The organism is Pseudomonas sp. TJI-51 (genome assembly GCF_000190455.2).
Taxonomy (GTDB): domain Bacteria; phylum Pseudomonadota; class Gammaproteobacteria; order Pseudomonadales; family Pseudomonadaceae; genus Aquipseudomonas; species Aquipseudomonas juntendi.
Genome location: NZ_AEWE02000029.1, coordinates 1 through 13,597 on the forward strand (window position 1 = coordinate 1; position 13,597 = coordinate 13,597).

Consider the following 13,597-nt stretch of genomic DNA (forward strand, 5'->3'; position numbering starts at 1 on the left):
GTCTGAGCAGGGTTGCTCAGCGTCACGGTATAGGTGATCACGCCGCCTTCGGTCACGCTCGGCGATGCAGTGAGGGTTGCGGTGGTGGTGTCGATGGTATCAGTCACTTGGGTAACAGCCGGCGTTTGCGGCAATGTGACGGTCAGGCCGCCACCGCCAGTACTCCCGGTGACGGTCGTCGAGATCTGCCCGCCATCAATGTAAGGCGTATCGTTTGCCGGTACCTGGACATTGACACTGCCGCTTGTCTGCCCCGCCGGTATGGTGATCACGGCACCATTGGACAGGGTAATCACCAGGTTGGTAGTTGGCGCCTGACCCACGGTGGCGGTATAGACGATGACGCCACCCGCTTCACTGATGGAAGGGGTGGCGCCGAGGACAAGGTCGGTAGCAACGTTGGCGTCGGTGGTCGGTGGGGTCACCAGATTGTTGTTGGTGCCCAGCTGACCGACCTGCACGCTGTTGAGCGCGGCTGCAGAGCTTAAACCCTCGGTTGGGAAACCGACGGTCGGATCAACCCGGCCCGCAGTCTCTTCCAGCATTACGAAGCTATGGCCGCCGCCCGCCGCGCCACCACCACCCGCTGCCGACGGACCAGCAGCGGTAGCTTCAAGCTCGGTAGTCGGGTCGACACCCGCAGCAATCGCCTGCTGCAGCTCTTCTACCGAAGGCGCTGCCTGGGCAGTGGCCTGGGCAAGGTCGGTGCTGCTGTCGGGTGTATCGGCGCTCCACTGGCTGTCACGGCCAAGGTCGAGCAGGCGGCCATCAGCCAGTTCCAGGGTAACTGCGCCACCAGGGCCAGTGAGCACTTCCTCACCGGCCAACAGACGGTCACCTTCAATGAGTACACGCCGGATGCCCTCTGGGGATACCGCGATAACCTGGCCGACAATACTTTTGACGATGGCTACAACGCTGCTCATTGGACTCTCCGTGTGACCCGGTGGGTACTTCCGTGCCAGAGCGGCACTTGCAGGCCACTTCAGGCGGAACTATGTCGATGATCTTTGACGTTTTTTGACGTCAATATTCCGTCTGTAACTGTTTGGAATTACTTAACTGCCAAACTATTGACCTTATACAGGCCATCCTAAACAATCGGCAATGTAATGTCACATTGATATTTGTACCTTAGCCAAGCCTATCCGCAGGACAAATGTCGTACGTCAGCGAACCGGTGTTTCGCGCGCAGTACGGTTAACTATTTCCGCGCCACAACGGCCGGTTTCCACTGGATAGGCAGCAACCTGGCGCCATTATTCTAATCGCCTGCAATCACTCGACAACGCTATCGCTTTGCAAGCATAAACCTTGCCGAACTACGCCGCGAACCTCGCAAAACCGAGTCGCCAGACCACCACGCAACCTGCTGGCGCCACGCCGTCAGGGGCCATTCCTTGGTGCAAATCAAAGAGATAACGATCGGCGCGAAGTGCTGCGCCAGGAGGGATTGAAACCCAGCTGCGATTATTGATCGCGGATGCTTTGGCAGGCTGCTTTTTATAGATGAATTTTGACTAACAACCGACGAGAAAACGCCAATAAAACAGCGCCTGCTTACTGACCATGTCTACACTGGTTTTCCAAGACCACATGCCATGAAAAAAGGGCAAGCTATGCTGAATTCAGGCGTCAAAACCACGACGGGCCAAGTCAGAATATGAAACATTCACTGCACGGCACCCTCTGGTCGAAATGAAGCACGCAGAACTGTTTACTCAGTAACGATTCAAGGCGACCATGGCCATCTGCCCGAGCCCTGCGGTATCACACCGCCATCAGTACTGCCTGGCAGCACCCTAGAATGCCAAGGTGAGCCGGCCGAGCTTGAACGGCAGCCCACCTATCCCACCCACCACAAGGATGAAGAGAGCGCCGCGTGGAATCCGAAGTCAGTCGAGTCCAACTCAGCCACGATCCACGCAGTCAGCATGACGATCCGTTGCTGGATAGTCTGCTGAGCCTGTGTGTCCTGCACCAGAAACCCGCCAGCCGGGTGATGCTGACCACAGGCCTGCCGCTGCCCGCCCAGCGCCTGAGCCCCGAGCTGCTGCCCCGCGCCGCCGCCCGCGCCGGCCTGCAAGGGCGCCTGCTGCAGCGCAAACTTGAGCAGATCCCGACTATAGCCATGCCGGCCATGCTGCTGCTCAAGGAGGGCCGCAGCGCCGTTCTGCTGGGCTGGGAGAACGAAGATACCGCCCGCCTGTTGCTTAGCGAAAGCGACGGCGGCGAGGTGCACGTCAGCCGCGAAGCCCTGCTCGGCGACTACAGCGGCCGTGTGTTCTTCGCACAGCCGCAGCACAAGTTCGACGTCAACCACGGCAACCTGATCCCGCGGGCGAAGTCGTGGTTCCGCGACACGCTGTTGCGCAGCAAGTGGCTGTACATCGATGCCATCGCCGCCAGCCTGGTGATCAACCTGATTGCCCTTGCCGCCCCGCTGTTCGTGATGAACGTGTATGACAGGGTGGTACCCAACCAAGCCACTTCGACGCTCTGGGTATTGGCCATCGGTATCGCCGGCGCCTATATCTTCGACTTGATTCTCAAAGGCCTGCGCGGGCTGTGCCTGGACCTGGCCGGCAAGAAAACCGACCTGATCATCTCGGCAACGCTGTTTGAACGTATTGTCGGCATGTCGATGAAATACCGGCCGGCGAGGGTCGGCAGCTTTGCCCAGAACATTCACGAGTTCCAGGGCCTACGCGACTTCCTTGCCTCGCTGACCCTGACCAGCCTGATCGACCTGCCCTTCACGATCCTGATCCTGATCGTGATCGCCATCATTGGCGGGCACCTCGTATGGATTCCGATCATCGCCTTCCCCCTGGCCCTGGGTATCGGCTATGCCCTGCAGCGGCCGTTGATGGCAACCATGGAGCGAACCATGGCGCTAGCCTCTGAGCGCCAGTCCAGCCTGATCGAGACATTGGCCGGCCTGGATGCGGTCAAGGTCAACAATGCCGAAAGCGAACGCCAATACATGTGGGAGCAGACCCTTGGCACCCTCAGCCGTCTGGAGCTGCGTGTGAAGGTGCTGTCGAGCCTGGCGATGAACATCACCCTGCTGATACAGCAGTTGGCAGGCGTGGCAATGATCTGCGTCGGCGTGTACCTGATCATAGACGGCAACCTCAGCATGGGTGGCCTGGTAGCATGCTACATGCTCAGCGGCCGTGCCCTGGGCCCGCTGGGCCAGCTCAACGGCCTGCTCGCGCGATACCAGCAAGCCAAGGTGACCATGGTCTCCACGGACCACATGATGGAGCTGCCGCAGGAGCGCAATTTCGAAGAGCGCCCACTGAGCCGCAAGGTACTGCAGGGCAGCGTGGAGTTTCGTGGGGTCGACTTCACCTACCCGAACCAGCAGAACATGGCGCTGAAGAACATCAACCTGACCATACGCCCCGGCGAGAAGGTCGGCATCATCGGCCGCAGTGGTTCGGGCAAGAGCTCACTGGCCAAGCTCATCGTCGGCCTGTACGAGGCCGACGGCGGGTCGCTGCTGGTGGACGGTGTGGACATCCGCCAGATCGACGTCAGCGAATTGCGCCATAACGTCGGCTACGTCCCGCAGGATATCCAACTGCTGGCGGGCACCCTGCGTGACAACTTGGTCAGCGGTGCGCGTTACATCGAGGACGAACTGATCCTGCAGGCCGCTGAACTGGCTGGCGTACATGAATTCGCCCGGCTGCACCCGGACGGCTATGAGCTGCAGGTAGGCGAACGCGGGCAGAACTTGTCCGGCGGTCAGCGGCAGAACGTTGCCCTGGGCCGTGCGCTGCTGCTCAACCCGCAGATCCTGCTGCTGGACGAACCCACCAGTGCCATGGACAACACCGGTGAAGAGCGCCTCAAGCAACGTTTGCAGGCGGTGGTGGAAGGCAAGACAGTACTGCTCGTCACCCACCGTGCCTCGCTGCTGTCGCTGGTAGACCGCTTGATCGTGATCGATCGCGGGCAGATTGTCGCCGACGGCCCGAAAGCCGCGGTCATGGACGCGCTGAAGAAGGGGCAGATCAGTGTTGCATAAGCTGGATATCGGGCAGTTCAAGGATAGCTTGCGGCGCTATTTCAAAGGCTCCGAGTCACTGGGCGGCCAACCGCTGCCAGAGGTCAACAAGGCCCTGATCGAGGATGCCCCACGGGTGGTGCGGCTGACTATCTGGGGCGTCATCCTGTTTTTCGTGTTCCTGATCGTGTGGGCCAGCGTGGCCCCCATTGACGAGGTCACCCGGGGTGAAGGCAAGGCCATTCCGTCGTCCAAGGTGCAGAAAATCCAGAACCTGGAGGGTGGCATCGTCGCCGAGATCTTCGCCAAGGAAGGGCAGATTGTCGAAGTGGGCCAGCCGCTATTGCGTCTGGATGAAACCCGCTTCGCCTCCAACGTGGGTGAAACCGAGGCCGACCGACTGGCCATGGCCCTGCGTGTCGAGCGCCTGAGTGCAGAGGTGCAGGACAGCCCACTGAAAATCGACGAAGCCTTGCGCAAGGCGGCACCCAGCCAGGCTGCCAGCGAAGAGTCGCTTTACCAGAGCCGGCGCCAGCAGCTGCAGGACGAGATTGGCGGCTTGCAGCAGCAGTTGGTCCAGCGCCAGCAGGAACTGCGCGAATACAGCTCCAAGCGCGCCCAGTACGCCAACAGCCTGGAGTTGCTGCGAAAGGAAATCAGCATGTCTGAACCGCTGGTGGCCACCGGCGCGATTTCCCAGGTCGAGGTGCTGCGCCTGCGCCGTGCCGAAGTGGAAAACCGTGGTCAGCTGGACTCCACGGCACTGGCCATTCCTCGCGCAGAGGCGGCCATCCGCGAGGTGCAGAGCAAGATCGAAGAGACCCGCGGCAAGTTCCGCAGTGAAGCGCTGACCCAGTTGAACGAAGCGCGCACCGAGCTGAACAAGGCCACCGCAACCAGCAAAGCGCTGGACGACCGGGTAAACCGCACGCTGGTGACCTCGCCCGTGCGAGGTATCGTCAAGCAGCTGCTGGTGAACACCATTGGCGGGGTTATCCAGCCAGGTAGCGACATCATCGAAGTGGTACCGCTGGACGACACGCTGGTGATCGAGGCGAAGATCCTGCCCAAGGACATCGCATTCCTGCACCCTGGCCAGGAAGCCACAGTCAAATTCACAGCCTATGACTACACCATCTATGGCGGGCTCAAGGCCAAGCTGGAGCAGATCGGTGCCGACACCATCACAGATGAAGACAAGAAGACCACGTACTACCTGATCAAGCTGCGCACTGATCGCAGCCACCTGGGCACCGATGAGAAGCCCCTGCTGATCATCCCAGGCATGGTGGCAACGGTGGATATCATGACCGGCAAGAAGACCATCATGAGCTACCTGCTCAAGCCGATCATGAAGGCACGTTCGGAAGCACTGCGCGAGCGCTGATCAAGGGCTGTGAGGGCTAACAGCAAGAGCGGCCTTGCGTCGCGACAGGGGCCGCACTGCGGCCCTTTCACAACACCAGGCTGCTCCCTCCCTGATGCGATCAGCGCCAGGGCGCAGGCTCGCCAACCAGCTGCCCCTGTATTCCGCCTACGCCCATCTCCTGCAGTACCTTGCGCTCCCCTTCGGTCTCGACCCGTTCTGCGATCAATGGCAAATCAATGCTGTGCGCGGCCCGCTGGATCGCTTCGATGAACAGCCGCTTGTGCTGCTCGTGGTCGATGTTACGGATGTAGCTGCCGTCGATCTTGAGGTAGGCCAAGCCCAGATGGGCCAAGTTGCCAATCATGCTGAAGCGCCCGCCGAAACGCTGCAGCGCCAGGCCGAAGCCTAGCCCGTGCAGCCGCCGGGTGAGCTGTTCCAGGGCGGCCTGGTCAGGCAGTTGCTCTTCGCCGATTTCGAACACCAGGCGCGGGCCCAATGCTGCGTTCTGGCCTAGCAGCTCGAAGACCCGCTGCAGCGCCTTGGCGTCGCCAAGGGTGGCTGCGGAGAGGTTGAGCGCCACCACCTGATCGTGCCCGCGCAGGTGGGCCAGTACTTTCTCCAGTACCAGTACGTCCAGCCGCGGCATCCAGCCAAAGCGTTCCAGCCAAGGCAGGAAGCGCCCTGCGGGCAAGGCCTCGCCCTGGCCGTCCTGCAACCGCGAAATCACCTTGTGGTGCAGTACCCGTTGCGCTGTGGCGGTGTCCACCACCGGTTGGAAGAACAACTCGAAGCGGCCATTGTTGAAAGCCTGGTCCAGGCGCTCGTGCCACGCATGCTGGCTGTCCGCTGCTACGGCGGCAACGCCTTGTTCAAGGCACACCCACCCAGGGGTTGGCTGGTTCTCGGCGCGGGCCAGGGCTTCGTCGGCGAGCTTGAGCAGCGCCTGTGGCGCGTCACCAGGGCTATAGGGTGCAAGGCCGATGCAGGCCACCGGGTGAACATCACTGGCGCCGGTTTCATGCAGGCTGAGCAGGGTCGCTTCCAGCGCCTGGGCAAGCTGTACCGCCTCTTCATGCACCATGCTCGGCGCCAATACGGCGAACTCGCCGCCGCGGCTGCGGGAAATCAGGTCTTTGGTTTCCGGGAAACTGGCACAGGTACGGCGCAACTGCTCCCCCACCGCCTGTAGCAACTGGTCGGTGCGCTGACCGCCCAGGCGGGCGTTCAAACCGGCCAGGCCTTGTACCCGCAAGAGCAGCAAGTAGCCGGCGCGGGCCTCTTCCAGATTACTGACCCGGGTGTTCAGCTGCATCTCGAAATAACGGCGGTTGGACAGCCCGGTGAGGCTGTCCTGGTAGGACTCTGCCCGCAGCCGCTCACTGCGCTCGGCCTGTTCGGTAAACAGCGCCTTGAGCTTTTCAACCATCTGGTTCATGGCCTGCACGACCCGGCGCAGCTCCGGGGTACGCGGCAGCTCTGGCAGGCTCAGGAATTCGCGGCGGGCAATGGCATGGGACTGCTCGACCATATAGTCCAGCGGGCGCAGCTGGCGGCGCAATAACAAGGCACCGAGCACGGCACTGGCGGCACCACACAACAGCAGCCAACCCAAGCTGCCCAGAGCGCTCTGCCAAAGTTTGGCGATGGCGAACATCGGATGGCTGACCACTTCGACGCGCGCGGCCTGCTGCCAGCCGCGGCTGACGATGGCATCGCCACCTGCGGCCTCAAGGCCAATCAAGCGCACGAACCACTGTGGCACGCCGCCGGGGTCCGGCTCGGCGTGGCGCTCCACCAGTACCGCATTTGAGCCCAAGTCGACAACTTTGATGCTTGCGTAGTAACCACTGTCGAAGATTGAGCTGACCATCAGCTCGACCATCGCCGGGTCGTCGATGTTCGGCGTCAGCGACAGCGCCAGCGCGGTCGCCGCATCCTGGGCATGCGAGCGCAGCTGGTTGACATACTGGCTGCGTGAGCTTTCCAGGCTGACCATGAAACTGCCACTGAAGGCGACCACCAGGAACAGGCAAATGGCCAACAGCAATTGTTTGAACAGTGACATCTGTGCTCCTTCAATAGACCGGTTCGGCCGGGAAGCCTTCGGCCTGCATTTTCTTCAGCAAATCCTGCCAGCGGGAAAGCCGCTTGGTATCACCGACCTTTTTGTTGCCTGCGGCCCCCGTCAGCCACAACCCCTCGCCATTGAAGGCATAGACCGGCAACAGGTCGGTTCGTTGGCTGGCAGGTTTGATGGCGTCCATCAGGCTATCGAGGACCAATGGCTGGGCCTGTGGGCTTGAATAATAGGTCAGGACCATGTGCGCTCGGTTCTGCCGCAACGCCTTGACGTAGGTGATACGCAGCTTTTCGCTGGCAATACCCATGCGCCGCAAGCTGAAATACTTGGCTATGGCGTAGTCCTCGCAGTCACCGGCCCCTTTGATGAGTGCCTGCACCGGTGTGGCCCAGTAATCGACCTCCTGCCACAGGTCGATGTCCTCGACATAACGCAGTTGCTGGTTGAAAAAGCGGTTCACCACCTGCAACCGTTCCAGCTCGCTGCCTTGGGCCTGCGTTGCCATCAGGCGCTGCCAGGCGTCGATACGACCCTGCCCCGCGCCCAGCGGGCCATACAAAGCCTGGGACTTGCGGCTGATCTGGGAAAAGTCCCAATCCGCGTGCAAGCCGCCCAGCAGCAGACCGCCCAGCAGCACGGCAAGGAAGGCAGGTCGCACAAGGCGTTTGAGCATCCAGGATATCGCCACTGCGAAGCCCTGTTCAGGCCAGTCGAAAGCAGCGATGGTGGGGCTTGCCAAGGCAAAAGACAATGGCACCCTGCAATCATCCACCCGCTGGTCAGCTTGCACCCTCTTTATGACTATATCCTTTTATAGGCTGCTTCCTTTGGCAGGCGACTTCATCCACCATAGCCGCGCCTTGTGGGGTGCTACTGGCGCTATCGACCGAGTTTGACACCCTGACAGGCAGTTACTAGTGTAATTGGATCCAACTTTAGTCATCGTTAAGGCAGGCTTTACGTGGCCGAGAAACTCAAACTGAGCAATGTGTTGGCCAGCGAGCAACTGTTGCCGCACCAGGCTCGTGGCGTGATCGAAGAACGCCTGCGCAGTGCCATTCTCGACGGTCGCTTGCCCCCTGGCACCGCCGTGCGCCAGCAAGAGCTGGCCAGCTTGTTCGGGGTGAGCCGCATGCCTGTACGCGAAGCCTTGCGCCAGCTGGAAGCGCAATCACTGCTGAAAGTGGAAATGCACAAGGGCGCCGTGGTTGCGCCCTTGATCGGCGAGGACGCGGTAGACACCTACGCGCTGCGCATACTGCTTGAGAGCGAGGCGCTACGCCAGTCCATCCCGTTGCTGGAGCCCAGCGACATCGCCCAGGCACGCGGCTACATCCAGCAGTTGGAGAATGAAACCCGCCACGCTGAAATCGGCCGGCTAAACCGTTTGTTGCACATGGCCTTGTACAGCAAGGCAAAAAACAAGAAGTTGCTACGCCTGATCGAAGACGAGCTCAACGAGGAGGAACGCTTTTTGCGCTTCCACCTCTCCTCCATGGGGCTGGGCAAGCTCACCCAGGATGATCACAACGCATTGGTCAACGCAGCCAGTGACAAGCACGTCGAAGAAGCCATTGCCGTGCTGGAGCGACACCTGAACAGCGGCGCAAGGGTGATCCGCAAATACCTGGATGGCCAACCGCGACACTAGTGTGCGTCCGCCAATGGGCCGCTGGAAAACGCACAGGTTGCAAATTATGGCGCCGCCGCCAACAATGAGACTAATTATCATTAACGTCCATTGTTGATACCTCGCCCATGCCCAGCGACGACTCCGTGCAAACGCTTTACAGTGACCACCACGGCTGGCTGCATGCCTGGCTGCGCAGCCAGCTGGGCAACGCCGCTGATGCTGCCGACCTGGCCCAGGACACCTTCGTTCGCCTGTTACAGCGCCGTGAGCAACTGCACTTGAACACGCCACGTGCGTTTCTGCGCAAAGTTGCACGCGGGCTGGTGATCGATCATTGGCGTCGCGAGGAGCTACACAAGGCGTACCTTGAGGCCTTGTCCCATCTGCCAGAAGCATTGGCGCCTGCGGCTGAAACCCGCGAACTGTTGCTGGAGTTGCTGGAGCGCATCGCGCGCATGCTCGATGGCCTGAAACCCAAAGTGCGCCGGGCTTTCCTTCTCGCCCAGTGCGAGGGGCTGAAGCACCAGGTCATCGCTGACCAGATGGGTATCTCCGTGCGTACCGTGGAGCGCTACATCGCCGATGCGCTCTACCACTGCTACGTGCTGCGCTGTCAGGATGAATGCTGACGCCATGGCTGCTGCACAACCCGGAACACAAGCGGTCAAGCAGGCTATTCACTGGATGTTGATGCTGCGCGAGAACGGGCACGATGCCGCCCTGCAACAGCAATGCGTGCAGTGGCGCGCGGCCCGCCAAGAGCATGAGCAAGCCTGGCAACGGGTGATGCAGATGCACCAGGATCTCGACCTGCGCGGCATTCCCGGTGCCGGTTTGGCCTTGCAGACCCTTGAAACCAGCCATCGTCGGCTGCACCGTCGCCAGGCGCTGAAACTGCTGGGTGGCACGGCCATGGTCGGCGCAGCGGCATGGCTGGCCCGAGACCTGGATGGGCTCAGCTACTGGACCGCCGACTACGCCACGAGCATGGGTGAACGCCGCAGCTTCACGCTGCCAGATGGCACTCTGATGCAACTCAATACAGACAGCGCCGTAGACCTGGCCTTCGACGAACAGCAGCGACTGGTTCGCCTGAAGCAGGGGGAAATGATGATTACCTGCGGCCAGGCAACCACGGCGCAGCGCCCTCTGCTGGTACAAAGCCGCGATGCCTTGCTTGAAGGGTTTGCCGGGCACTTCGTGGTACGCCAGGACAGCGACTGTACGCACGTCAGCGTCGGCACTGGCAGGGTAGCGATCCACCAGCCTGGTACCGGCCCGCTGCAGTGGATCGAAAGCGGCCAGAACTGGCGCCTGGACGCACAGGGTGCGCAGCGTCTGCAGCACGTGGACATGGACGCAATGGCCTGGAGCGAGGGACTGATCGTTACCCGGGACATGCGCCTGGCGGACTTCCTCGCGCAGGTCAGCCGCTATCGCCGTGGTTACCTGGGTTGCAGCGAAGCGGTTGCCGGCTTGCGCCTCTCAGGGGTCTTCCGCCTTGAAGACCCGGAGCTTTTGCTGCAGCTACTCCCCCAGACGCTGCCAGTGAGGCTGCGCCAACGCACACGCTGGTGGGTCCGCGTGGAAAGCCTGGCTTGAGCAGGCGGCACATGCAGGTGTGGCCGTAGGGCGGTGCCAGGTATTTTGGCGGGTTTTGAATGGAAGTCCGGCTAGGACAGTAAGCAACACCTTCCGCCCTCAACATCCCTACGGACTTGAACATGTCTAACGACACCGTGCACGTATGCACACTCAACGCGAATGGTTTTCGACCTGTCTTGCACTCAGCATTGTTACGCAATGCAGTGCGGGCAGCTGTACTTGGCACGGCCCTGGGCCTGAATACTATTCCACTGGCCGCCATGGCGGCGGAAACAGCCCAGGTCAGCCAGCACTATTCCATACCTGCAGGCCAGCTGGACGATGTGCTCAGCCAGTTCGCCCGCCAAGCCGGCATCACACTGTCGAGCACGCCGCAGCTCACCAACGGTTTGCAGTCCAGTGGCCTCAATGGGCAATACGCCACCGAACAGGCTCTGCGCCAACTCCTCAATGGCAGTGGTTTGCGAGCTGTCAGCCAAGGGGGGCACAGCTACGTGTTGCAAGCGCAGCCGCTGGACGCAGCGTTGTCGTTACCAGACACCGACGTCCGCGGTTTCAGCCTGGGTAATGCGCTGGGTAGCACCGAGGGCTATAACGCGACCCACAGCCAAGTGGCGACCAAGACCAGCATGCCGCTTGTGGAAACATCGCAATCGGTGTCTGTGGTGACCCGCCAGCAGATCGACGGCCAAGGGTCACAGACCGTCGCCCAGGCCATGCGCTATACACCCGGGGTGCTAACCAACCCCTACGGTGCCACGCACCGCTATGACTATGTGGCGATGCGCGGCTTCAACGACGGCTCGGTAGACAACATCTACGTCGACGGGCTCAAATCCATGGGCGACAACGGCACCTACAGCACCATGCAGGTGGACCCGTATTTCCTGGAGCGCATCGACATCCTCAAGGGGCCGTCCTCGGTTCTGTACGGCCGCAGCTCACCAGGTGGGCTGGTCGCGTTGACCACCAAGAAACCGCTGTTTTCCGCCTACCATCAGGTACAAGCTACGGTCGGCACCCAGGGCCAGCGCGGCATGGGCTTCGATTTCAGCGGCCCGGTGGATGAAGACCAGCGTATCGCCTATCGCCTGACGGGCCTGGCGGATGCCTCTGATACGCAGTTCGACCACAACAAGGAAGAACGCTACGCCATTGCTCCCGCGATCAGCGTGGACTTCAGCGAAGATACTTCGCTGACCTTGCAGGCCTATCTGCAGCACGACCCCAACGGCGGCTACCACGGCGGTAACCCGGCAGACGGCATGCTGCACCCGCGTAATGGCTTGCGCCTTTCCGATCACTTCTTTGAAGGCGAAACGGGTATCGACAGCTACGAACGCACGCAACAGTCGTTCAGCTATCAGTTCGAGCACCGCTTCAATGACATCTTCACCGCTCGGCAGAACTTCCGTTACCAGGATTCCGATGTGTCGATGGACCAGGTTTATTCCGCCGGTTGGGCAGATGCCGAAAGCAATATCCTTAACCGCGCCTACACCGGCGGCGACGAGCGGCTGCACTCGTACATCATCGATAACATGCTGCAGGCAGAATTCTTCACCGGCGCCGCCAAGCACACCCTGCTAATGGGCACGGACTACCAGCGGCGCAAAGCTGACGTTGAATGGCGTTACGGTACCGTAAACCCGTTGGACGCCGGCAACCCGCAGTACGGTAATGGCAACCTGCAGCTGCTGGGAGAAAACCGCTATCAGCGCCGTTTGCAGCAAACGGGGGTATACCTGCAGGATCTGGTGGAGCTTGATCAGTGGCGCTTTTCCCTGGGGCTGCGTCAGGACTGGGTGAAGGTGTCCGAACAGAACCGTGACAGTGATACCAAGGTGAATGACCAGCGCTCGAAGTTCACAACGCGTGCCGGCGTGCTTTACCTGTTCGAAAATGGCATTGCGCCCTATGTCAGTTACTCGGAGTCATTCAACCCGAATACCGTCTCCGATCAGGATGGCCGGCCTCTGGCACCTACCGAGGGTACGCAGTGGGAGGCGGGCATCAAGTATCAACCCGGCGGCAGCGACAATTTGTTCACCGCGTCGGTATTCCGCATCGAGCAAGAGAACCTGGCGTCGAAACAACCGAACGAAGACTTCTATCGCGCTGTAGGTCAAGTGCGCTCGCAGGGCCTGGAGCTGGAGGCACATGTGCAGCTCAGCGACAGCCTGAAGCTGCTGGGTGGCTACACCTTTACCGATATCGAGTATTCCAAGTCGATGCCGAGCCTGGTGTCGGGTAACCTGGACAACAAGGGCAACTCGCCGACTCAGGCGCCAAAGCAGATGCTCTCGCTATGGGCTGACTACAACTTCCACCAAGGGGCCCTGGATGGCCTGCGGCTGGGCGGCGGCGTGCGTTATGTGGGCTACAGCTGGGTGGATGCGGAAAACAGCATGAAGGTGCCCTCCTACACGCTGTTCGATGCTTCCGTGGGCTATGACCTGGGCAAGGTCGGCCTGACCGGTTTAGATGTGCGCCTGAATGCCAATAACCTCACCAATGAAAGCTACATCACTTCATGTGCCAGCCTGAACTACTGCTACATGGGTGAAGAGCGCAATGTGAGTGCAACCGTGAGTTATCAGTTCTAGGCAGATGGCCAGGGCTGTTTGGCACTTTCACCACAGCCCCTGTACCTGAAAAGACAAAGCCCCTGTCTGCATTGCAGACAGGGGCTTTGGGTTTGAATCTTGACGATGACCTACTCTCACATGGGGAAACCCCACACTACCATCGGCGATGCATCGTTTCACTGCTGAGTTCGGGATGGGATCAGGTGGTTCCAATGCTCTATGGTCGTCAAGAAATTCTGTGTGCTGGCCCGTCACTCGAACGTGCCTGCGAATCTCTGTAGTTCCTACTTAAAGACAAAACCCC

The 13,597-nt window shown here is 60.6% G+C and carries 9 protein-coding genes and 1 rRNA gene; 6 read left to right on the forward strand and 4 right to left on the reverse strand.

Annotated features, from left to right (window positions below; genetic code table 11):
• On the reverse strand, positions 1 to 926 hold a 926-nt coding region (locus G1E_RS06665; protein WP_047149721.1), incomplete at its 3' end, for a retention module-containing protein.
• Between the two features lie 956 nt (positions 927 to 1,882).
• On the opposite strand from G1E_RS06665, the gene G1E_RS06670 reads away from it, so the two are divergent.
• Together G1E_RS06670 and G1E_RS06675 are read left to right on the forward strand one after the other, a co-directional pair.
• Positions 1,883 to 4,039, forward strand: a complete 2,157-nt coding sequence (locus tag G1E_RS06670; protein ID WP_029886243.1) for a type I secretion system permease/ATPase — start codon at positions 1,883 to 1,885, stop codon at positions 4,037 to 4,039.
• Positions 4,029 to 5,405, forward strand: coding sequence for an HlyD family type I secretion periplasmic adaptor subunit (locus G1E_RS06675; RefSeq protein ID WP_009685658.1), 1,377 nt, complete (start codon positions 4,029 to 4,031; stop codon positions 5,403 to 5,405). Before G1E_RS06670 ends, G1E_RS06675 begins: the two co-directional genes overlap by 11 nt.
• Positions 5,406 to 5,505: 100 nt before the next feature.
• Here G1E_RS06675 and lapD read toward each other — a convergent pair whose 3' ends face one another.
• Both lapD and lapG read right to left on the reverse strand, forming a co-directional pair.
• Entirely contained in the window at positions 5,506 to 7,452 is a 1,947-nt protein-coding gene (lapD, locus tag G1E_RS06680) for a cyclic di-GMP receptor LapD (RefSeq protein WP_009685657.1), read from the reverse strand.
• Positions 7,453 to 7,462: 10 nt separating this feature from the next.
• The gene (gene lapG, locus G1E_RS06685; protein WP_172828432.1) at positions 7,463 to 8,224 is read right to left on the reverse strand and encodes a cysteine protease LapG; all 762 of its coding nucleotides are present in this window, start codon (positions 8,222 to 8,224) and stop codon (positions 7,463 to 7,465) included.
• A gap of 204 nt (positions 8,225 to 8,428) precedes the next feature.
• Between lapG and G1E_RS06690 the strand changes: the two genes are divergently transcribed.
• From G1E_RS06690 to G1E_RS06705, 4 genes are all read left to right on the forward strand, one after another.
• Positions 8,429 to 9,118, forward strand: a complete 690-nt coding sequence (locus G1E_RS06690; RefSeq protein WP_009685655.1) for a GntR family transcriptional regulator — start codon at positions 8,429 to 8,431, stop codon at positions 9,116 to 9,118.
• A gap of 107 nt (positions 9,119 to 9,225) precedes the next feature.
• Positions 9,226 to 9,729 (forward strand): sigma-70 family RNA polymerase sigma factor, encoded by a 504-nt coding sequence (locus G1E_RS06695; RefSeq protein WP_009685654.1) that lies wholly within the window; start codon positions 9,226 to 9,228, stop codon positions 9,727 to 9,729.
• Positions 9,730 to 9,733: 4 nt separating this feature from the next.
• Entirely contained in the window at positions 9,734 to 10,702 is a 969-nt protein-coding gene (locus tag G1E_RS06700; protein ID WP_082437993.1) for a FecR domain-containing protein, read from the forward strand.
• A gap of 122 nt (positions 10,703 to 10,824) precedes the next feature.
• Positions 10,825 to 13,311, forward strand: coding sequence for a TonB-dependent siderophore receptor (locus tag G1E_RS06705; RefSeq protein WP_033690935.1), 2,487 nt, complete (start codon positions 10,825 to 10,827; stop codon positions 13,309 to 13,311).
• A gap of 97 nt (positions 13,312 to 13,408) precedes the next feature.
• On the opposite strand, the gene rrf is transcribed toward G1E_RS06705, so the two are convergent.
• Positions 13,409 to 13,524 (reverse strand): 5S ribosomal RNA (gene rrf, locus G1E_RS06710).
• Positions 13,525 to 13,597 lie beyond the last annotated feature (73 nt).